This is a genomic window from Shewanella sp. 0m-6 (assembly GCF_052977325.1).
The window spans coordinates 246197-267102 of sequence record NZ_JBRIMD010000003.1 but is presented as its reverse complement, the minus strand read 5'-3'; the positions used below and the strand labels follow the sequence as shown (position 1 = coordinate 267102).

Sequence of the window (20906 nt, the reverse complement as noted above, 5' to 3'; positions counted from 1 at the left end):
CCCGCTCTTTATATAGAGTACTGTGTAGGGTACTCGAGTCAGCTATGGGGTTCAGATTAATGTCGTCGTATTAAAATGCGGCGAAATTATACCTTGAGACGCTACTTTGTATACAAAAGAATTTTCTAATCCGAACAGTTTTGTCATTAGTTTTTCTCATTATGAATTTGTGAAAATTTCACACAAAAACAGCTTTCACCAACAACACTAAAACAAACCCATGAAATTAAAGGCTTATTTAGATTCAGCTAATGAGTCAAAATTGTTAACTCTGTTTGCGCTTACACAGGCTCGGCAAGTTGTTCTTGTTGCCTAGCGCCTGTTGAATAAACAGTGTTTTCAATGGCGCAAAATTATCAACGATATTTAAGCCCAGATCGCGAATGGCTTTTTTAATCGGGTTAGTGCCTTGGAATAATTTTTTAAACCCTTCCATTGCCGCGATCATCTCAAGCGCCTCGGCTTTACGCCAACGCTCTAAATCTCGCAGGTGACGATAATCACCAATGTCTTTACCTTGGTTTTTAAGCTCCTTTACCACCTCGACGATGCTGGCAGCGTCGAGAAAACCTAAGTTAACACCTTGACCTGCGAGCGGGTGAATGGTGTGAGCGGCGTCGCCCGCAAGGATCAAGCGCGGCCGTGCAAAGTGGCGTGCGTAACGCATACGCAAAGGAAACGATTGGCGTTCACTTTCGAGGCTGCACATACCAAGGCGACCATCGAATGCGGCGGTTAAGGCGCGCTCAAAGCTCACCTTATCTAATGCTAAAAGCTGCTGTGCTTTTTCTGGCGAGACTGACCACACGATTGAACACAGATCTTTTTCATATAAAGGTAGAAACGCTAATGGGCCTTCTTTATCGAATACTTGTCTTGCGGTGTCGCCGTGAGGCAGTTCGGTGCGAATGGTGGCCACTATGGCGTGGTGATTGTAGTCCCAGAAGGTCATGGGGATTTTACATTGCTCGCGCACCCATGAGTTGGCGCCGTCTGCAGCAATCACTAATGCGGCACTTAAGTTGTCGCCATTATCTAAGGTTAACCAGGCTTCTCGCTCGCCAAAGGCGATTCGCTCTAAACGCTGGTTTTCGATATAGGTCAACTCACTAAATTCTGAGGCGCGCTCAGCAAGTGCAAAGGCGATGGCGTCGTTTTCGATAATTGAGCCTAGGTGAGTTTCGCCCAGTGAATGCGCATCAAAATCGATTTTACCTAGGCTGTCTTTATCCCACACCTGCATTTTTTGGTAAGGACTCACTCTTGCTGCAGCCAAGTAAGGCCAGGCACCTAAGTTGGTAACAAGTTGCTGGCTAGCTTTATTAATGGCGCTAACCCTAAGTTTTGCTGGGCCCGATACCGCTTGGGTGTGGCCTGCATCAATCACCACGACTTTAATGCCTTCCATTGCTAAGCCAATAGCCGTTGCTAGGCCAACCATGCCTCCGCCAACGATGGCAACATCATAAGTTTGCGTGCTTAACATCTTTTACCCTTACTCATTAAAACTGCTTTTGACCTAAAAACACGATTAATCGTAGTGTTTAATCTCGCGCAGGCTATCTTGCCACGCGAGTGGCTAGCTTTGGAGCCAGCCCATTGCTTTTTGCGCCACGGGAGCTTTTAGCGGTGGGAACCATGACAGTAATCGCAAGCCTAAATTACGCCCAATCACTAATGGCCAATGATCATTTGAAAACCCGCGCACGAGAAACTCAATATTATTCATGGTGCTTTTTCTATCGTCATTACGCCTTGCAAGGTAGGCGTGGGTGACGCTTGTGCCGCCCAAATCGATAGCCCCTTCGGGGTTAGCAAGCGCTAACTTTGTTAGCGCTTTTTCAATCACATCAATCAAGCACACCACATCACGTAGACCTAAGTTAAAACCTTGGCCTGCAATAGGGTGTAGCGTTTGTGCCGCGTTACCTAAAAATACCGTGCGATGGTAAATCGGCCTTGGCATATACGACAGCAACAGCGGATAGCTATAGCGGTTGCCGATATCAATAAAGCGTCCAGCCCGGTAACCAAAGGCTTGCTGCAATTGCTCAATAAACTCGGCTTTGGGTGCAGCTAGTAGTCGCTCAGCTTCGCTAGGCGGTAAGGCCCACACCATAGATAACCGCGATTCATGCTTACTATCAGCCATTGGCAGTAGCGCTAATGGCCCTGTTTGAGTAAAGCGCTCATAGGCCCAGCCTTGATGCGCCTGCTCGGTATGAATATTGGCAATAATGGCGGTTTGATTAAAATCGACCTGTTCAAGTGGCTGCTTAAACGCTTGGCGCACTTTGGAGTTAACTCCATCGGCTGCGATTAATAGCTTAGCCGAGATCTGCTGACCATCTTCAAGGGTAAGTAATTGGGCATCAACTTGGGCTGTTACGCTTTGCAGTTTAGCTGGGCAATATAGCGCCACATCGCTCTTTTCAAGCAAGCTAAAGAGCTGCTTACCTACGGCTTCAAGCTCAACCACTTGGCCAAGATACGGCAGATTAAATGACTCACTGTTAAGCTCTGTCATACCAAAGTTGCCGCGCTCTGAAATATGGATATTTTCAATCGGCGTTGCTAATGACTCAAGATGCTGCCATAGATCCAGTTGCGTTAACTGAAATATTGAGCCATGGGAGATAGCAATTGATCGTGCATCAAAGCCTGGGTGATCGCAGCTTGGCTTGTGGGCTTCAATTAAGGCGATATTAAGTGGTTTTGCGAGCGATTTTGTCAGCAGGGCCAACGCCAGAGCTAAGGTAGCTCCCGCCATTGCACCGCCAACAATCGCGATGTCGACCTCGTTGATTTGGTTGCTACTTGCTAGCTCGTTAGGATTCGCCATGGAATGTATGAACTCAATAACAAAATAATGTGTGATATTGCTGATACAAAAACCGCCATGCAAACAGATGCGATGGCGGTATTGGGTCACGCGTGATAATTAGTGCATAACACCCACGTCGATGGGTTCGTCGTCATCGATGGCGGGGCCAAACTCGGCGTAGCACATTAATGCCGCCATACGAGTAAACTCCATCAGCTCAATCAGTGCCGCTTCAGACTCTTCGTCTTCACCAACATCAAACTCAACTTGTGCGATTTCTGACAAGTCCTGAATAACTTCACGCACATCAAGCGGCGCTTGGTTAAGTTTAGGTTGGATAATCGCGATACCCGTTAAGAAGCTTTGCACCCATAAAGATAACGCTTCAACACGCTTTGAAAGCGGCTCTTCCTCTTCTGGTAGCATTGGGCTAAAGCCAAAATCGGTATCTGACAAACGCGTCACCGCATCTTGGTATAGCTCTTCAATCAAGGCTTGCAGATCTTTTGGCAGTGCTTGGCCGTCATTCATCAGCTCAAGTAACGGCTGGGTCCAGCCTGAGGCGTGTTGCTCTACTCCGCCACAAATAAGCCCAACAAGAGCACCGTGAACTTCGACAGGGTGCTGACCAATTTCGGCAGCATTAAGTGCTGCAAGTAATTTATCCATGCGCAATGTAGGAAGGCTCGCCATAATAAAGTGTTATCCAATCACAAAATTTACTATTGTTCATGCTAGCAGAAGTGGTGAGCTCGACCAATAGTCGCCGCAATAAAGTGCCTAAAACTATGTGGAGTAAGCCACAAATGCAACAATCGTAATCAGTTGCAAAGTATACACCGACAAAAAAGCGGTTAATTTTGGCCATTATTGATGATGTAAAACTTGCTATTAAGTAACATCTAAACTAGCGAGTCGCTCTATGTTTGTACGCCAATGGCGATCTAAACAACAATTAATCTAAACTGAGCGAGTTTGCGCGTCGATCGTGTTGCACTTTGCTATTGAGACCGATATAGTCCGCTCAAGTACACGGTTAAAGGATCCTTTTCGGAATGAGTAGCAAGGCGATTGAAATTACCCTTATGGGTCGTACCTACTCTATTGCTTGTCCACAAGGACAAGAAGCTGCGCTTAGGCATGTGGCCAATAATCTCGAAAAGCAGTTAACCTCGCTTAAGGCACGTACCAATAACATTAGCCGTGAAGAAATTGCCATTATGGCAGCATTAAATATCGGTTATGAGCTGTTAGAAGAACAGCAAAAGAATCAAGATTATATAAGGCAGATGGATAATAAAATCGGTTTGCTGCAGTCGACACTTGAAGACGCGTTGGTTGAACGCGCTACAAAACCTGACGAAAAGTCGTTATAATAGAGTTTGCTTAATAAGCAGCTGATTACAGTTTTATCGTAAGCCCACTTTAGTCACCCGACTGGTTTACGAACACAAGTTTTGCTCCCTGGGATATTCGCTAGCTGGTAATGTCCCTGTGCCGATACTTACAAACCCAGGGTGAATGTTTTACTGACATTGTGCAAGCTCGGCTCGTACCGAGAAGCCTTAGGAGGTATTCATTTACCCGCCTTGAACCTACGGTTCAAGGGCTACACCAGCGGTCGGTATTCTGGGGAGCAATTTAATTCTTACATTAAGCCACTTTGTCGATGACTGAGTGGCTTTTTTGTTTCTATAAAGGTCCTAGATCCTAGGGCGCTTCGCTTCGAGGACGGACTTCGTCCTACTAGGAAAAGCAAAAGCTCAAAAAATTCAAAAAAACGCTCTACTCTTTCCGCTTATACCGTCTTTGCCTGTATCGTCTCAGCCCTTCCTAGCATCTAGAACCTTTCTTTTCATTTCCTAGAACCTAGGACCTTTTTAAGACCTCGCTAACATATTGTTTACTTTTTAAGCCATTGGTATTTATACCTTATTGACCCTAATAGCTGAGTTTTGTTATACATATATCACAATCTGTAAAATTTTCGGTTTTACAATTCTTTATAAGTTATTCTAAATCAATGTCTTAGCTAAAAATGGTTTTTGTTCATTATTGTTTTTAACACTCTTTTCGAGTATAAAGCTCGCATAATTAATAACTTACAATTCCGGGACTATGGCAAGTTACATAAAAGCCCCTCGCCGTTACTACGCGGTACTGCTCATTGCACTTTTCGCCCTTATTGGTTGTCAATCTACCCCCAATACACCACCTGCACCAGCGAAGATTATTCCTCAAGCGTTAAGCCACTTACCCTTTGACGTTAAAGTCGATGGCGCTGATATTGTCGATATTCAATTAACACTAGGCGATCGCAACTTATACCTGAGCGATAATGGCCATATCAAAATGGTTTCGATTGCACAGTGCCCACTTGATATATCAGCGCATCGCGGTGACTTTCGATTACCAGAAAGTAGCGATCTTGCCATTGCATCGGCACTGTTTGATAACTACAACAGTGTCGAAATCGATGTCATGCAATTAGGAGATGGCACTTGGGTTAACCATCATGATAGCCAAACTGGGCGAGCTACGGTTTATTACACTGGCGAGCGCTACAAACTTGAGCGTATGAACTTCAAACAATATGCCAACCTAAAACTACGCCAAAAAGGCTCGAATGAATTGCTCGATAGGCGCCCAATTACTGCATATGAGGCCTTTACAACCTTTGCAGCATATCGCTCTTATGATCAGCTACTAAACGTAGAGATTAAGTCTGAAGCCAATGGCCATGAGTTAGTTGAGCTCGACAATATGTTACGCCAAACTATTGGTCAGGGAGGCTTTTACTATTCGGCATCGGATCTTGAAATGCTGGAGAAGCTCCGTGGGATAAACCCTCTTGTCTATCTTGGATTTGTTCAAGGCGCGCACCCAACCAGTGTCGATAAAGTGACTGCAGATCTGCGCCGCGGCGCACAAAACGATGACTACTACTTAGATAACCAAAATAATATCGAGTTTGCCGGCAAGTATGGCACTAAGCGATATCGTTCTCGCTATAAAAACTATGCCTCATCGTCAGGCATAAGAATGCTTAACGATAAACTTGGCTCAAACTCAGGCTTGCACTTAGATATACGCAGCTTTATGCAAAATACTAGTGTCCTAAATAGTGCGCATCGTTATGGCATGAAAGTGTATAGCTACACGATCAACGGCACCGATTATCATCAGTCGCAACTAAAGCGTTTGTCTAAATCAAAGCTACCTGACGGGGTTATTGTCGACACCACGCCTTATAAAATCTGCCAAAAACTATTTAATGCATCTGTACCTAAAAAACGCTATCAGCCGCTAACCGCTTCAGGTAAGTATATCGCCTCGCTCCCCGCAGACGCTGATTTTGACCGCTTTAACGAAATGCTAGGTTACCAACAAGAAGGCTATTACATCTCGCTAAACTCGGGCCTTAAAGCGATTGCTAGCGCTAAAGCCAAGCCTAAAAAAGTAACTCACAAGTCTCATGCGAGCAATCCTCATGGTTTCCCAACAATTGTTGATGAAAAAATAGAAACCACTAATAGCAAAACCATTATTTTAACCCTACCAAGTAGCAACAATGACTGATAAAAAACACAGCCCATTTGCCACCGGTTTATTAAAATCGGCGCCAACGCAAACTAAAATGGCACAAGCCGAAAAAGAACTGCAAAAAGTTCAACAAAAGCAACAATCAACCGCAGCTAAGCAACAAAAGCAGCAAGAAGTAGAGCAGCAGATCGCGATTACCGGAAAGCCATTTTGGTGGTTGATGACCATGTTCATCTGCTCTGTGGTTTACCTGTTTCCAGAAGCGATATTCAACGCAGCTTTAACTGATGTGGCCGGCGGTCGTAACGCTAGCCACGATGACTTACGCGCAGTCGAGCTTTTTGGCCGTACAATTAGTGGTATTGGCGTTACCTTGCTACTGGCAGATATGCTACTGAGTGGCAAACGTGTGGCACGGGTTGGCCACGCTTTAGGCTATTTCAGCCTAATTGCGGTACTTGTGTGGCCTACGGTATTTTTCGGCCAAAAGTGGTTAGTGGATAAATTTATTATTGATGCATCGACGCCTGCTGAACGCCAACAAGCCTATCTTTCACAGGTACTACGTAGCGCATTAATTGAAAAGTCGATTCAATTTGAAGGTATAAACTACGACCCAGATACCGCTCACAGCAGCACCGAAAAAGCCTTTCTATCTGTGTTTGGCGGCTTAGTCTATGCCGATGATAAACTGGTTGATGATCTCTCGCAGAAAAAACGCATGATCATGGAAAAGTTTGTCCGTGATAAAGCGATGGCGAGCTTCAATACTCACTATAAAGATTACGACGATTTTCGCCAAACCCTGCGCGGCAAGTACCAAGAGTATGCCGATGGCTCAGCTAAATACAACCGAGCAGTTGCCAGCGCACCAGAGCGCTCTGATGAGTATTGGTTAGATACCCAAAACCAAGTCAAACAAGGTTGGGAAAAGTACCAGAAAGGCGTAACCGCCTATGAAGCTCGTGTTGAATCTAGAGCGCAGAAAATCGCACCTAAAATGTATGACTATTTCGAACGTCGTAACGAGTGTAAAGAGCGAAAAGGCAGCAGCCGTAATAGCTGCTATGAGCGTTTACAAACAAACTATGACCGTGAAATTAAAAAGTTAAGCATTCCTTATATCCCACCTGACGACTGGCTTATTCGTGAAGAGATCTCTACCTCTGAAAATGTCGGTAACTCTATCATTGCTGGTGTTATGACCTTTGGCTTATTCACCGCCATGCAAGCGGTAGACGCGGCAACCGGTGGCGATGCGGGCTTGAAAGATCACCGCATGGTTTACACCAATGATGTGAATCACTATAAGAACGTGCTGATGGTAAAAATGGAGCCCGACTTTATTAAAGAGTCAGGCGGCTACCCGCTAGGTATTAACTCACTACATACCTTTAGAGTGCACGAGCTCACTAGCGTTAAAGTGAATAAAAAACTTAAACAAAAGGGCTTAAGCTTACCTACGGCTTGGTCTATTACAGACCGTTTAACCTTTGATAAAGCCGTTGCCAGTAAGGTACGCCAACAGGCTGATATTGAATGGCGCAAAAACATGCGCGCTAAAAATACTGAAATGTCGCCCAATCTTAGTTGGCAGCAGTTCCAACGTCATAGTGAGATCCAACAACGCATTGAAAAGCGTATGGGCGAGCTATACGTCAAGCCAACCTTAGCGGACTGGAACAACCGTCAGTTTAAGCAGCAGATCATTGAACCCAATATTCAGCGCAAAACCACCGAATACATCAATGTATTAGAAGCACAACAAGTTGAGTTTGCCGATGGAGGTGTATTTGCTGCAACGGGTAAATCGGCGCTACGAGCAACCATTATTCCGCCGATTTCAATGTCAATAAGCTTGGCCTTAGTACTGCTTACGGTACTTAAACTGCCAATGAAACTGGTGGAGTTAGTGCAAGCTAAACAGGCAATGTCTAAAAGTGAAGCTGAATGTGAGAACGCAACTAAACCCTATATCAAACCTGCTGTAACTATCGCCCTATTAGCCTGTATTTTTGTGGTGCCTTTATCTATTGGTGGTAATAAATACACCATGGATGACTCGGCGATGAATTACTTCTTTGAGCAGATGGAGAAGAATGATTCTGCCAGTGTTTCCTACGCATTAAAGTGGTTACTCGTCACCCAACCATTGGTACAACCTATTGGTACATCATTGGATAGCTTACTAAAAATGACCCAAGGTTTTCATGCGATTAGTGAGCCATTAAACCGTTTCGATTTAGCAGTTCTTCCAGAGCATGATGAGGTGGCAAACCAAAAGAATATCGCTGCCAAGCCTAGCTTGTCGCTGCCATTAACCATTAATACCAACGTGGATAATGCCAGGATTTCGGTGATGAATATTAAACCAAAGTATCAGCCTGGCATGCAGCTTCCACCCGGTGGCTACGACATCAAAGTCAGCGCACCTGGCTATCAAGACGTCCGCCAATGGGTGTACCTCAAAGCCGACCAAACCCAGTTTAACCTTAAGTTTTAATCAGTGATTTTATAGGAAGTCTCACGTGAGTAAATTGCAACAGTTTCAAGATTTTATTCGAAGCAATGGTGAAAAAATCACAGGGGTTAATGTCCCCGTAGTCCTCAGCGATGAACAGGCTAAAGATGCCCAATTAAAGTTCAACTTTGGCTGGCGAGTCGAAATTGGCGTAAGCCGCCATAAACACGGTGGCCGACGCCCATCAGGGATTGCCAGTGGTAGCTCTTCAAGAGCAAGCCAAGAGGCCAATAAATCCGCTCAAGAATATGTTAGTGGCCGTAATCCACTGTTCAACGAACGTTTTTTAAAGATCCTCGGCCCGGATGTTTCAAAAAACTTCTTAATAAAAAATACTAATCTAAACTCAGCGCCAGATGTCTATGTAGGCGAAGATCTTTGTAATACCTGTAATGGTTCTGGCTGTGTCAGATGTAGAAGTTGTCGTGGCAGCGGTAAATTGAACTGTTTATCTTGTAGTGGCAGCGGCCGAGTCAGCGTCAGTCGCTACGACAGTTACAATGAACGTACGGTTTACACCACTGAAACTTGCTCAACCTGTTACGGCAGCGGTAACCGCACTTGTACCAGCTGCAATGGTAGCGGTGATACCACTTGCGGAACCTGTGATGGTAGCGGTTATTTATACTATAGCTACACCATTGATGGCGAAGCAAAGCGCAGTACCAAATGGTTCTACACCAGCAGCGATTACCATGAATGGACTGACGACTTTGTTAAACGTACAGGGTTGAACGTTGTTCACTGCGTTAACGATATCACTGAAATCGATGTGAAGGATGAGCTTGACGGTTGTACCTTTATATATGGCTTTACCGCGGTATTACCTACGCTACAATTTACCGCAAGCATCGATAAAGTAGACACTAAAATGTGCTTTGCTGGTAAGCAAAATCTTACCCACGATGCAGGCGGAGTCTATGACCCTGCGGTTTGGCAAGTTGCGCAGCAACTTGGGGCTGGCAGCAAGAGCGACGATATGGTTGCGCTAGCGACGCCTGCAATTAAGGACATTATTGAAGCTAGAGAAACCAAGAGTAAAATTGCGTTACTTGAAGAAAACTGGGTTTCAACCGATATCAAAGACGCTATCGGTGCTAATTACGATAGCCTAATTGGCCAGCTTAAAAAGCAGAGTATTAAAGGGATAGTTCCTAAAATGCTGGGTTCGCTGGTTAAATATACCGCCCTGTTCTTTACCTTAGCGGTAATGATCGCGCTGTTATTCCCACACTTTGCCGAAGATGCCACTATGAGAATGGGAATAATGGAATATCCACAATGGATTATTGCGCTATTAAGTGCCGAATTTGCACTATTTGGCATTCACCCTTTTGCCAACTACGTGTTCGCGTTAAGCTTATTTTTTGTCAGCTATCAATTTGTTAAAAAATTCTATTGGAAAAACATCGCTAAGGCTAAAACCTACGCTTTAGCATTAGGTATCACCTTGCTACTGCCCCATGTTTGCTTAAGCTTGTATTACAACACTATAAACGCATTTGTTCAGCCACCAGCACTTGTTAATGCACTCGCAGGCGGCGCCATCGTCCTAGGCTTATATCTATTGGTTATCGGTGTTAAATTACCGAAGAAATGGTATTTAAAGCCAGTAGGCTTGATTGTCGCAGCAGCACTATATGTTGGCCTTCAGTTTGTAATTGCCATGCTTAATGGTCCACTGGGTATTGTGCCTGCAGAAGAGAACTACGCGAGAGGAATTAGCGACATTATGCAGCCAGCAGTTATGTATACTCTGTACAATTTTGTCGAAATTATTTTGTTATCAGTGCTGTTCAGTTACTTCTTAACCCGACGACGTTTCTGGTTAAATGCCAAAACAGCCGTAGCGGATTACAACAGCCCCGTTCTACTCAAATCGATGAATATGGAACGTTAATTAATGGTCGCCTAGAAGCTCTTGTTTAAATCACGCCGTTTGGTTCTATCAAGCCAAACGGCGTTTTTATATCTATAGCAATTACCCTGTGTGAAAGTTAGACTGCTTTGGTGATTAAAAGGAGTGCTATTCAATGCCTATAGAGACGAGTCCCAATACAAACCAAGCGAGCCGCAAGCAGCTCCGCAGCATGATTCGACAAGCACGGCGCGCCCTATCTGCTGAGCAACAAACACGATACGCCAAGTCAGCAGCCAACCTCTCTTTATCTGCCATTCGTAAATTTAATGCCCGCCGAGTTGCTCTGTATTTAACTAATGATGGTGAACTTGATACTAAGCCACTTATCGAGGCGCTTTGGCAACAAGGCATCAAGGTTTATTTACCACGGTTACACCCCTTCAGCGCTGGCAATTTGCTGTTTTTTCGCTATGAGCCAGACTCAGAATTACAACAAAGTCACTTAGGTATTTGGGAACCAAAACTTGATATTACTCAGATGCTGCTGGCGCATCAGCTCGATGTGGTGATCACCCCGCTTGTCGCTTTCGATCTGCAAGGCAACAGAATGGGCATGGGCGGCGGCTACTATGATAGGACTCTCGCTAATTGGCAGCGCAAGGGTAAGCCGTTACCCATAGGCTATGCCCATGATTGCCAGTTGGTCGACGCCCTCCCCTGTGAACACTGGGACGTAGCATTACCGTTTATTTTCACTCCTAGCCACAATTATCAATTTTAGCCATCTCTGTCATTAGACTAATTATTGCTGATAACTGGCTGCTTAACCCTTTTGGCTATATGTTTTACTCGTCGCTGTTGTGAAAACAACAGCTTAAAATCCTCACTTTGTCACTCAACATATTCCACCACACTTTGCTCTATTGCCCCTCAAATTCCACAACTCGGCGAGACTATACTTAACAGCACCTTTCGTTATTTTGGACAGCCATTATGAGCGCTGAAAATAACTGGTCATTAAACATGCACCAGATTGAAACCTGCAATTGTAATCACGGTTGCGGTTGTCAGTTTGCCGGTTTTCCCGACTTTGGTTCCTGCGAGGCATTACTCGGTTTCAAGGTCAATCAAGGCCATTACGATGAAGTTAAACTCGACGATTTAAAGCTTGTGTTAGCGATAAGATGGCCTGCTGCAATCCATGAGGGTAATGGTACCTGCATCTTGTTTATCGACTCGAATGCCAGTAAAGAGCAAGTCACTGCGTTAGCCACAATATTTACCGGCGCAGCGGGCGGAATGCCATTAGAAGCCTTAGCCGCGACCTTTACCACGCTAGTTGGCCCCATTGTTGTTGATATTAATATGGACACCAGTGAAAAAAATGCCTCTTTCGATGTAAAAGGGGTTATGCAAGTCCAGCAAAAGCCACTGATGAACCCTGTAACAGGCGATGAACAACACGTACACATTACCTTTCCTGATGGCGGTTTTATCTGGAGTGATGGCCGAATAGGGACCACTGACAGCATGTGGCTTAAACATGACGCGCTGAGTTTTAATCATGCGGGTAAGTTTGCCGCGAGGGCCAATGTGCAGTGGCCTAATGGATAAGCTATGCCAATGATCTGGCGCGTGACTCAAATAAGGCCTCAAGTCAGATGATAAGCGCCCAGTCACTCAAAAGACAATTACACTCTCCTATCACTTGGGCCAGTATTATCCTGCTTACGGGTCTCAGTTGGTATTACATGCTCTTTGACATGACAATGGTGATGTCACCGCACTGGTATATTTATGAACTAACCATGGTGTTTACCATGTGGGCCGTAATGATGGTCGGCATGATGATGCCCTCTGCCACACCGATGATTTTACTGTTTGCCAAAATCAGCCGCACTCGTCAGCAAAGGTCGGCAGAGTTTGTCTCAACCAATCTGTTTATTCTGGGCTATCTGTTGTTATGGTGCTTATACAGCCTTGGTATCACCCTTGTTCAATGGCAACTACATCGCCTCGCACTAATGACGCCTATGATGCAAAGCAGCAATGATATCGCCAGCGGGATATTGTTGATTATGATTGGCCTGTATCAAGTCTCCCCCTTCAAGCAGCAATGTTTACATTACTGCCGCTCACCACTCAACTTTTTAATGTCACAGTGGCAAGAAGGTAAGCTTGGAGCGGTCAAGATGGGGATGAAGCATGGGCAATATTGTGTTGGCTGCTGCTGGCTGTTAATGGCGTTATTGTTAGTCGTTGGCGTGATGCATATCGGCTGGATTTTAGCGCTATCGATCTTAGTCTTGCTCGAAAAAGTATTACCTTGGACCAAAACTATCAACTTAGGTATTTGCCTAACTTGCCTTGGATTTGGGCTTTATTTTTTGGTGGGTTAAAGATCCGTTTACGCTAGCAGTGGTCAATCTGCGCCGACTGAACAAAAAAGAGCGTTATACGCTCTTTTTTGCGCGTTACGGCATGCCACTTAGACCTGCCAATCTATCTGTTTTTCGCCCCTTGCTTGTAACAGCTGATTGATTTTTGAAAAATGCTGGCAACCAAAAAAGCCACGATAAGCAGACAATGGCGATGGGTGCGGCCCTGAAATCACTTGATGCTGGATTGCGTTAATGCCTTTTCCCTTTTTCATCGCGTGGGCGCCCCACAGTACGAAGATAATAGGCTGAGACTGCTCGTTTAGCAGTGTAAGTACATTGGCGGTAAATGTTTCCCAACCCGATTTAGCATGGGAGTGGGCTTTACCCTGTTCTACAGTTAATACCGTATTTAACATCAGTATTCCCTGTTCTGCCCAACGCGTTAGATTACCGTGATCTGGGATAGTAAATCCGTCAATATCGGTAACGAGTTCTTTGTACATGTTAACCAGTGATGGCGGTGTTTTTACGCCTTTTTTCACTGAGAAACACAAACCATGAGCCTGATTGGGGCCATGGTAAGGATCCTGCCCGATAAGCACGACTCGCACCTTGTCTAGCGGTGTAGCATCAAAGGCGGCAAGCACTTCATGTTCAGGCGGAAAGATGACTTTACCTGCCGCGCGCTCAGCTTCGACAAACTGCTGTACTGATTGAAAATAACCTTGTTGCTGTTGCTCTTCGATAAAAGAGGACCAGCTAGAATGCGACGTCATGACAGAACCTTGATGTGAATTTCCCTAAGCTTAAAAGGTCAGCTGCGGCCTTGCAATCATGCTTGATAAAATCATTGAAGCGAGCACCAAGCCAACAGCACTATCTGCCAACAATAGAGCCCCCACCCGATAAAATAACCCGATAAAAACCAACAAGACTGCCACTTAACCACTCAAGGCTCTCGATAATGGCCAACCTTTAATCATTGGTATTAAAAATTGTCAGTGTTAAGATAGCCGTTCATTTTTCCTTGGATCGCTAAACGATGTACTTTAGAGCCCACTCATCAAAGCAACAGTCTGGTTTTACTCTGATAGAACTGGTCGTGGTGATTATTATCCTGGGCATTCTTGCCGTTGTCGCAGCCCCTAAGTTTTTAAGCCTATCGGAAGATGCACAGGTATCACATGTTAAAGCGACTGGCGGCGCCTTTAAGTCAGGGATCGATTTAGCAAGAGCGGTTTGGGCGGTTAAGAACGGTGACGGCCCCGCTGAAAACCTGCCAGTATTTGGTGACTCTGATGATAACCACGTCGACTTTAATGCTAACGGCTGGCCTGCGCAGCATTATTACACCGCCGATGAAGCCTCGCCTCAGTTAGATAACGTAGAAGACTGTATATCAGTATGGCAAGTGCTATTTCAAAACAGTGAACCGACGGTTTCAAAGTCGGGTTCTGCTGACGAAACTGACTACAAGGCTCGTTATGTGGCATTAGGTGTATGTACTTATGACTACAGCGATAATACCAATCTATCAATTACCTACAATTCGAATAACGGCAGCGTAGTGGTGGACTCGGACCCCAGCAGCTAGTATAAATAGTGCCTGCTTTGGATAAAGCAACACACTAAAATTACGGATTGATTCATGACTAGAAACACAACATCTTCGGGCTTTACTCTCATTGAGATGATTGTCGTTATCATCGTTTTGGCGATTTTGGCTGTTGTCGCGGCATCTAAGTTTATCAACCTAAAGCAAGATGCTGAAATTGCCAGTGTAAAAGCCACTGGCGGGGCGTTTAAAGGCGGCATTAGCTTAGCTAACGTCAAATGGGCCTCTAAAGGCGCGACTGGGCCAGTAGATAACCTGCAAGTTTTTGGTAATGGCAGTAATGGCCAGCTCGATATCAACCAGTGGGGCTTTCCAGCGCAGAACTATCCGCCATTTGAGTCAAGCTCAAGGCTAAACAACGTTGCTGATTGCATGTCGGTGTGGCGCACAGTTTTGCAAGACGCGCCGCAAGTGTCAAACTCTGCAACCACACCAGATGCTGAATACTTAGCGACCTATATTAATCCAGATCAATGCCGTTACCTTCACCTTCCAGATCAAACTATGTCTATCTATTACGACTCCCGTGATGGCAGCGTTATTACCGATTCAGATCCCAATAGTTAATAACAATGATTTATTAACGGCTAATTTAAGATAGAATCGAACTACTATCCTAGGTAAAGAAGAGCAAAAGCAAGATGTCAGAAGCTAAAAAAGAAACCACAATTTTTGAACTAGCCGATCAATTCATTGCATTGGCAAACGAACTCGCGGGTAAAGAGCAAGATGTAGGTAAAGTCGGTACGGCTATGCGTTTCGCAGCCTCTCGCTTTAACGCATTTGAAGCAGCGCTTAAATCATCAGATCTTGCTGCAGAAAAAGACAATGCTCTTGAATGGTTTACAGATGAATATAAAGCCATGCTAAAGGACAACCTTGAAGATCATATCAAGAACCCTGTCCAATCGCGTGAGCCAGAACCAGCTAAAGATGATGCCGTACAGGTATTTAACTCTTAAGCTACGCTAATTAAAATTAGTGACTAGTGTATTCAACGCTAAACAAAAAACGCCATCGATTCGATGGCGTTTTTGTATTTATAGCCGATCAGTTTATATCGTCACCAGTACTCGCACAGCCAGTAAAATAAGTACCACACCAGACAGCTTATCAATCAGCGCAGCTTTTTCTCTGAGCTTGGGTAACACTGCGGAGTGGGACAGCAGCAAGGCGATAAGGGTGTACCACAAACCATCAACAACCAGGGGCGTTAATACGATAAGCGCTTTGCCCGTCATGTTATCTGCCACCATCACAAACTGACTAAATAACGCTAAGAAAAATAGCATGATTTTAGGATTAAACAACGAAATAGCCAGGCCATCGCGCGCCGCGGTGATGGCTCCGGTTGACTTACCTGCCGCGAGTTTTTCTGACATACCGCCTTTAGAGCGCAATGCTTGAATCCCCATATAGGCAAGATACAGCGCACCTATAATTGCAATGCCGTTAAACACCATAGGGGCTTGCTTAAGCAGGACAGCTAACCCAAGCAAGGTCAGCAAGGCATACACACCAATGCCGATAGAATGCGCCCACGCACAGATAATCCCTTTGCCCCTGCCACCGCCTAAGGTATGCCTAACTACCATCGCCAAGCTTGGCCCTGGAGACATCGCGCCCAAACAGCAAATTGCCAATAAGCCTAGCCAAGTGCTAATACTCATTTTTTCCCCTCTGTTAATACTCTTATCATTGTTCTTATGATTGCTCTTTTCATTACTCTTCTTTTTTTACCCTTGAAATAATCTCGATTCCCTACCTAGGCACTCAACCTGGGCGCTCAATCTTAAAAAGCAGCCTTGAGCATTAAATAAGGACTTTAATCGCCACAATATACATCATCAACCTCTATTGGTCACAACCAGCATCGACAACCTCGCTTATGGCTAATTAAGCTGATGCCAATAAATATCTGTCGTACTCAGGTAATTTTCATCAAATTGATGCAATATGTCTTAATCTATCCGTTTAAAACCCGATGAGACTCATGTCCGTCGAGTCGTTATTGACCTAATTACATGGAGTATTCATGACCAGCATCTCAGTTTCAATTCTGATTTTTTTCACGCTGATTTGTATCATTATCGCATCACTTATTACCCTTAAAATTAAGGGTAGAGTCATTCCTAATGGCGTGATTGTGGTAATGGGTTTTATGGCAGTGTGCGTGGGTGGCGTATTTGCTTTTCTTCATTACGGCGAAGATTATGACGCCTATAAAAAGCTTAACTGGCAAACCTTAACCCCAGCGCAAATTCAGCCACTGGTCGACGACGGTTATACCGTGTTTGTGGACATCACCGCTGACTGGTGCAATATCTGCTACGCCAACAAAATTGGTGTCACCCATAGAGAGAAGATAGTTAATGCCTTATCTGAGAATAAGATTATTCTCATGCAGGGTGACTGGACCGAGCCCAATGTTGTGGTAGAAAACTACATGCAGACACAGGGCCGAGGCGGTACACCTTATAATAAAATCTACGGCCCAGGTGCCCCCAGTGGCATAGTGCTACCAAGCCAACTCACTATGGAGTCGGTGCTGCACGGCTTGCAAAAAGCCAAAGGCTAGTAGCCTAGCCAGCCCTTTTAACCGTTTGGTTAAAGATATCACTACTAAGGTCACGTTATTTCGTGACCTTGTTCTTTTAGCGTATACTTTACTGATTAACTGCTGAGAATACAGGGCAAAAATGTCTGCGATTAACCTTGAAGATACAACCACTCACGATGGCTTTCTTCCTGAAAACCAACTTATCTTGAACGCCGTTAGCGAAGGGATTTATGGTTTTGATTTAGCCGGTAATGCGGTATTTATTAACCCTGCAGCAGAGCGAATGACAGGCTGGAACGCCGATGAGCTTCTTGGCACAAATATCCATGATTGCCATCATCATAGCCATAGTGACGGCAGCCATTATCATAAAGATGACTGCCCCATTTACAACACCCTAAAAGATGGTATTGCCCGCGAGATCAGCCACGAAGTGTTCTGGCGCAAAGACGGCTCTAGCTTCCCTGTGCACTACACCTCAACGCCAGTCTATAAAGAGAGAGTGCTTATCGGCGTGGTAGCGATATTTCGTGATATCAGTATTCAAAAACAAACTGAGCGTTCATTAAGGCAAGCACTTGAGCAGGTTCAAGCCTTGTCAGAAAAGCTCTCATTCGAAAATCAATACCTACAGCTCGAGCTTGCCGACCGTACTGGTGATGTGGAAATTTCAGGGAGCAGCCAGGCGATTATCCAGCTGATCCAACAAATTAAACTGGTTTCCAACACTGAAAGCACGGTACTTATTAGCGGTGAAAACGGTACAGGTAAAGAGCTGGTCGCACGTAATTTACATCGACTGAGTAATCGCGCCAATAAACCCTTAATCAGTGTTAACTGCGCCGCGTTTTCAAGTGGATTATTAGAAAGCGAACTTTTTGGCCATGAAAAAGGCGCCTATACCGGTGCCACAAGCCGTCGTAAGGGGCGATTTGAGCTGGCCCACCAAGGCACTCTGTTTCTCGATGAAGTGGCAGAACTCAGCTTAGAAGCCCAATCTAAGTTACTTCGAGTGATCCAAGAGCAAGAGTTTGAACGTGTCGGTAGTAGCCAAACGATTAAGGTTGATATCCGTTTGATAACTGCGACGCATCACGACCTGCTCAAGCGTGTAGAACAAGGTCTATTTAGAATGGATCTTTATTATCGCCTCAATGTTTTTCCAATTGCCGTGCCACCATTAAGGCAGCGACTAGGTGATATTCCCGCATTAGTCAGCCACCTTATTCAAGACTTAAACCGCAAATTAGGTAAGAAGGTAGATCGGGTAAGCCAAAGAGGCATGAAAAAGTTAATGCTGCACCGCTGGCCGGGTAATGTGCGGGAGTTACAGAACGTTCTTGAGCGAGAGATGATTTTATCTCATGGCCCCATACTGGAATTTGCACAATTACCAGCCCCCCACCAGCCAGATAATGTAATCGATGCCATGGTGAGTAACCAAACGCTGCAACAAGTTGAGAAGCAGCATATTCTCAGCGTTCTTAAGCAAACTCAATGGCGTATATCTGGTGCCAATGGCGCCGCTGCCATGCTAGGTCTTCCACCAAGCACATTGCGCTCTCGAATGAACAAGTTAGTAATTACTCGCCCCGTTTAATTAGCGCTTGTTACCGCTTCAATCCTATGAGTACGCGCAGCAAAGCACGATATATCGTCATAACGCGATATATCGTGTACCAAGGCATTCAGGCTCCAGACTTTAACCAATAAAAACATAACCTTACTAAAATTACTTTTTGGCCTAATGCTTGCTATATCACTACTAAGACGCAGCGAATAAAACAACCGCTGTGAACAATGACTGCATTGTAATAAATGCACATAGTAGAGAAGTCCAATGCTTAACAATAACGCTAATAATACGATAGAGAGCGCCAATCGCGTCCACAGAGAACAGCGGATCCCTGTACACGTCCTGCCAAGCCCGACGCAGAGCCAAAATAAGATCCATATTCGCGAGCAGAAAGGGGATTACCAGAGAATTAGAACAACAATGAATAGCTTACTGGTTGCGTTATTCTTCCTGTTGCCCTTCATCTCTTACCAAGGCCGGCAGGCGATTTTATTTGATTTGGATCAGCAGCAATTTATCTTTTTCGGCACCACGTTATGGCCTCAAGATTTTACCATTTTAGCCTGGGTGTTTATTGCGGCGGCATTTTTACTGTTTTTTATCACTGTATTTTGGGGCCGAGTCTGGTGTGGCTACCTTTGCCCACAAACCGCTTGGACTTTTATGTATGTCTGGATTGAAACCCGTATCGAAGGTAACCGTAATAAGCGGGTTGCCCTAGATAAGGCGCCTTGGAATGCTAACAAACTCAAAAAACGCCTGCTAAAACACTCTATCTGGGGCGCTATTGCACTGCTTACTGGCTGCGGGTTTATCGCTTATTTCGTGCCAGCCCGTGAACTCTATCTGAATATTTTTAGCTTTAACGCCAGCTTTTGGGTCGCCACTTGGGTGTGGTTCTTTGCTATCTGCACTTACTTAAATGCAGGCTGGATGCGCGAGCAGATGTGCTTACATTGTTGCCCTTATTCACGTTTTCAGTCTGTGATGTTTGATGCTAATACTAAAACGGTGACTTACCATGCAGCGCGAGGTGAAAGCCGTGGACCACGTAAGCGTAAACCGAAAATGGATAACGCTAATTTACGCCTAAATGGCGCCTATTTAACGGATTCTGATTTAGGGGTGCCTGATTTAGGGGATTGTGTCGACTGTAACTTATGCGTCGAGGTTTGCCCCACCGGGATTGATATTCGTAATGGTCTGCAGTATGAATGCATTAACTGCGGCGCCTGTGTCGATGCCTGTAATCAAACCATGAATAAATTTGGCTATCAGCCTAACCTCATCAGCTACAGCAGCGAAAATGCACTGGTAGGCAAAGCAGAACCCTTTTACGAGTCCTATAAGTTTATTGGTTACGGCATCGCAGCCATTGTGATGATGACAGTTATTGCTGTGGATATTTATAACCGTAATAATATTGAATTCAACGTTATTCGCGATAGACAAAACCTGTACCGTGAAACGCTAGATGACAAGATTGAGAACAGCTTCACGCTTAAGATCCGCAATAAAACCCAACAAACTCGACTTTACCGCATCTATGTCTCTGGCAATAATGGCTATCGATTAATTGGTGAAGTGGATCTGAAGATCAAGCCCGGAGAACAATTAGACTACCCGATTACAGTGGTTGCTGAGCCAGAACAGCTAGCAAGTCGCCAAAATGAGATCACCTTTACCATTGCCGAGCAACACAATCATGGTCAGATCTCGCAGCAATCGAGCTTCTTCGCACCGATTTAAAGTTCTAGTTCTAGAGCGCAACGCTTCGAGAGCGCAGCGCTTCTAGGACGGACTTCGTCCTGCTAGAAAAAGCATAAAGGCAAAGCACAAACCCAATCTTTACCACCCTTTCCAACCTCTTTGACGGGATAAATCCCGACCTACACTAATGCGATAGCAGACACGGTTACCCCCGCCCACGCTTTCCCGGCTCTTCCGGCTCTGCTCTATCCGGCTTCGTTTTACCCTGCTCCGTTTTAGAGCAAAAAGTCTAAACTTAACAGTCAGATAAGCAGC

General features: G+C 45.0%; 18 protein-coding genes and 1 other RNA gene. 14 read left to right on the top strand and 5 right to left on the bottom strand.

Features of this window, described 5'->3' with window-relative positions; genetic code table 11:
* Nucleotides 1-265 precede the first annotated feature (265 nt).
* From ACVBJC_RS03920 to ACVBJC_RS03910, 3 genes are all read right to left on the bottom strand, one after another.
* Nucleotides 266-1486 carry an FAD-dependent monooxygenase gene (locus ACVBJC_RS03920; RefSeq protein ID WP_447159570.1) on the bottom strand — a complete coding sequence of 407 codons (1221 nt, stop codon included), beginning with the start codon at nt 1484-1486 and terminating at the stop codon, nt 266-268.
* Between the two features lie 93 nt (nt 1487-1579).
* On the bottom strand, nt 1580-2842 hold the full coding sequence (gene ubiH, locus ACVBJC_RS03915; RefSeq protein WP_447159569.1) for a 2-octaprenyl-6-methoxyphenyl hydroxylase: 1263 nt from the start codon (nt 2840-2842) through the stop codon (nt 1580-1582).
* Nucleotides 2843-2941: 99 nt separating this feature from the next.
* On the bottom strand, nt 2942-3517 hold the full coding sequence (locus tag ACVBJC_RS03910; RefSeq protein WP_447159568.1) for a UPF0149 family protein: 576 nt from the start codon (nt 3515-3517) through the stop codon (nt 2942-2944).
* A gap of 362 nt (nt 3518-3879) precedes the next feature.
* Here ACVBJC_RS03910 and ACVBJC_RS03905 point away from each other — a divergent pair, with 362 nt between their 5' ends.
* The 8 genes from ACVBJC_RS03905 (at nt 3880) to ACVBJC_RS03870 (ending at nt 13148) form a co-directional block, all read left to right on the top strand.
* Nucleotides 3880-4200: a cell division protein ZapA gene (locus tag ACVBJC_RS03905; protein WP_012156522.1), complete on the top strand. Its 321-nt coding sequence runs from the start codon at nt 3880-3882 to the stop codon at nt 4198-4200.
* Between the two features lie 82 nt (nt 4201-4282).
* Nucleotides 4283-4464: non-coding RNA, 6S RNA (ssrS, locus tag ACVBJC_RS03900), on the top strand.
* Nucleotides 4465-4942: 478 nt separating this feature from the next.
* On the top strand, nt 4943-6403 hold the full coding sequence (locus ACVBJC_RS03895; RefSeq protein ID WP_447159567.1) for a glycerophosphodiester phosphodiesterase: 1461 nt from the start codon (nt 4943-4945) through the stop codon (nt 6401-6403).
* On the top strand, nt 6396-8870 hold the full coding sequence (locus ACVBJC_RS03890; RefSeq protein WP_447159566.1) for a PEGA domain-containing protein: 2475 nt from the start codon (nt 6396-6398) through the stop codon (nt 8868-8870). Before ACVBJC_RS03895 ends, ACVBJC_RS03890 begins: the two co-directional genes overlap by 8 nt.
* A gap of 25 nt (nt 8871-8895) precedes the next feature.
* Entirely contained in the window at nt 8896-10788 is a 1893-nt protein-coding gene (locus ACVBJC_RS03885; RefSeq protein WP_447159565.1) for a hypothetical protein, read from the top strand.
* A 133-nt stretch (nt 10789-10921) separates the two neighbouring features.
* Nucleotides 10922-11530: a 5-formyltetrahydrofolate cyclo-ligase gene (locus ACVBJC_RS03880; protein ID WP_447159564.1), complete on the top strand. Its 609-nt coding sequence runs from the start codon at nt 10922-10924 to the stop codon at nt 11528-11530.
* Nucleotides 11531-11742: 212 nt separating this feature from the next.
* A complete protein-coding gene (locus ACVBJC_RS03875) occupies nt 11743-12363 on the top strand; it encodes a DUF1326 domain-containing protein (protein ID WP_447159563.1) in 621 nt (206 codons plus the stop codon).
* 47 nt (nt 12364-12410) lie between these two features.
* The gene (locus tag ACVBJC_RS03870; RefSeq protein WP_447159562.1) at nt 12411-13148 is read left to right on the top strand and encodes a DUF2182 domain-containing protein; all 738 of its coding nucleotides are present in this window, start codon (nt 12411-12413) and stop codon (nt 13146-13148) included.
* An 89-nt stretch (nt 13149-13237) separates the two neighbouring features.
* Here the strand turns inward: ACVBJC_RS03870 and ung are convergent, their stop codons facing one another.
* Nucleotides 13238-13906: a uracil-DNA glycosylase gene (ung, locus tag ACVBJC_RS03865; RefSeq protein WP_447159561.1), complete on the bottom strand. Its 669-nt coding sequence runs from the start codon at nt 13904-13906 to the stop codon at nt 13238-13240.
* A 266-nt stretch (nt 13907-14172) separates the two neighbouring features.
* Between ung and ACVBJC_RS03860 the strand changes: the two genes are divergently transcribed.
* The 3 genes from ACVBJC_RS03860 to ACVBJC_RS03850 all read left to right on the top strand — a co-directional run bounded on the left by ACVBJC_RS03860 (nt 14173) and on the right by ACVBJC_RS03850 (nt 15707).
* A complete protein-coding gene (locus ACVBJC_RS03860) occupies nt 14173-14724 on the top strand; it encodes a type II secretion system protein (protein ID WP_447159560.1) in 552 nt (183 codons plus the stop codon).
* 54 nt (nt 14725-14778) lie between these two features.
* The gene (locus tag ACVBJC_RS03855) at nt 14779-15312 is read left to right on the top strand and encodes a type II secretion system protein (protein ID WP_447159559.1); all 534 of its coding nucleotides are present in this window, start codon (nt 14779-14781) and stop codon (nt 15310-15312) included.
* 74 nt (nt 15313-15386) lie between these two features.
* Complete coding sequence (locus ACVBJC_RS03850; protein WP_439267540.1) at nt 15387-15707, top strand: DUF3144 domain-containing protein; 321 nt, start codon at nt 15387-15389, stop codon at nt 15705-15707.
* A 93-nt stretch (nt 15708-15800) separates the two neighbouring features.
* On the opposite strand, the gene ACVBJC_RS03845 is transcribed toward ACVBJC_RS03850, so the two are convergent.
* Entirely contained in the window at nt 15801-16415 is a 615-nt protein-coding gene (locus ACVBJC_RS03845; protein WP_447159558.1) for a LysE family translocator, read from the bottom strand.
* Between the two features lie 365 nt (nt 16416-16780).
* On the opposite strand from ACVBJC_RS03845, the gene ACVBJC_RS03840 reads away from it, so the two are divergent.
* From ACVBJC_RS03840 to ccoG, 3 genes are all read left to right on the top strand, one after another.
* A complete protein-coding gene (locus ACVBJC_RS03840) occupies nt 16781-17323 on the top strand; it encodes a thioredoxin family protein (protein WP_447159557.1) in 543 nt (180 codons plus the stop codon).
* A 121-nt stretch (nt 17324-17444) separates the two neighbouring features.
* A complete protein-coding gene (locus ACVBJC_RS03835; protein WP_447159556.1) occupies nt 17445-18905 on the top strand; it encodes a sigma-54 interaction domain-containing protein in 1461 nt (486 codons plus the stop codon).
* A 240-nt stretch (nt 18906-19145) separates the two neighbouring features.
* Nucleotides 19146-20630 (top strand): cytochrome c oxidase accessory protein CcoG, encoded by a 1485-nt coding sequence (gene ccoG / locus ACVBJC_RS03830; RefSeq protein WP_447159555.1) that lies wholly within the window; start codon nt 19146-19148, stop codon nt 20628-20630.
* Nucleotides 20631-20906: the final 276 nt, after the last annotated feature.

Coding starts and splice junctions, on each gene's coding strand:
- ACVBJC_RS03920 (WP_447159570.1), bottom strand. CDS start 1,486: ATGTTAAGCACGCAAACTTATGATGTTGCCATCGTTGGCGGAGGCATG.
- ubiH (WP_447159569.1), bottom strand. CDS start 2,842: ATGGCGAATCCTAACGAGCTAGCAAGTAGCAACCAAATCAACGAGGTC.
- ACVBJC_RS03910 (WP_447159568.1), bottom strand. CDS start 3,517: ATGGCGAGCCTTCCTACATTGCGCATGGATAAATTACTTGCAGCACTT.
- ACVBJC_RS03905 (WP_012156522.1), top strand. CDS start 3,880: ATGAGTAGCAAGGCGATTGAAATTACCCTTATGGGTCGTACCTACTCT.
- ACVBJC_RS03895 (WP_447159567.1), top strand. CDS start 4,943: ATGGCAAGTTACATAAAAGCCCCTCGCCGTTACTACGCGGTACTGCTC.
- ACVBJC_RS03890 (WP_447159566.1), top strand. CDS start 6,396: ATGACTGATAAAAAACACAGCCCATTTGCCACCGGTTTATTAAAATCG.
- ACVBJC_RS03880 (WP_447159564.1), top strand. CDS start 10,922: ATGCCTATAGAGACGAGTCCCAATACAAACCAAGCGAGCCGCAAGCAG.
- ACVBJC_RS03875 (WP_447159563.1), top strand. CDS start 11,743: ATGAGCGCTGAAAATAACTGGTCATTAAACATGCACCAGATTGAAACC.
- ACVBJC_RS03870 (WP_447159562.1), top strand. CDS start 12,411: ATGATAAGCGCCCAGTCACTCAAAAGACAATTACACTCTCCTATCACT.
- ung (WP_447159561.1), bottom strand. CDS start 13,906: ATGACGTCGCATTCTAGCTGGTCCTCTTTTATCGAAGAGCAACAGCAA.
- ACVBJC_RS03860 (WP_447159560.1), top strand. CDS start 14,173: ATGTACTTTAGAGCCCACTCATCAAAGCAACAGTCTGGTTTTACTCTG.
- ACVBJC_RS03855 (WP_447159559.1), top strand. CDS start 14,779: ATGACTAGAAACACAACATCTTCGGGCTTTACTCTCATTGAGATGATT.
- ACVBJC_RS03850 (WP_439267540.1), top strand. CDS start 15,387: ATGTCAGAAGCTAAAAAAGAAACCACAATTTTTGAACTAGCCGATCAA.
- ACVBJC_RS03845 (WP_447159558.1), bottom strand. CDS start 16,415: ATGAGTATTAGCACTTGGCTAGGCTTATTGGCAATTTGCTGTTTGGGC.
- ACVBJC_RS03840 (WP_447159557.1), top strand. CDS start 16,781: ATGACCAGCATCTCAGTTTCAATTCTGATTTTTTTCACGCTGATTTGT.
- ACVBJC_RS03835 (WP_447159556.1), top strand. CDS start 17,445: ATGTCTGCGATTAACCTTGAAGATACAACCACTCACGATGGCTTTCTT.
- ccoG (WP_447159555.1), top strand. CDS start 19,146: ATGCTTAACAATAACGCTAATAATACGATAGAGAGCGCCAATCGCGTC.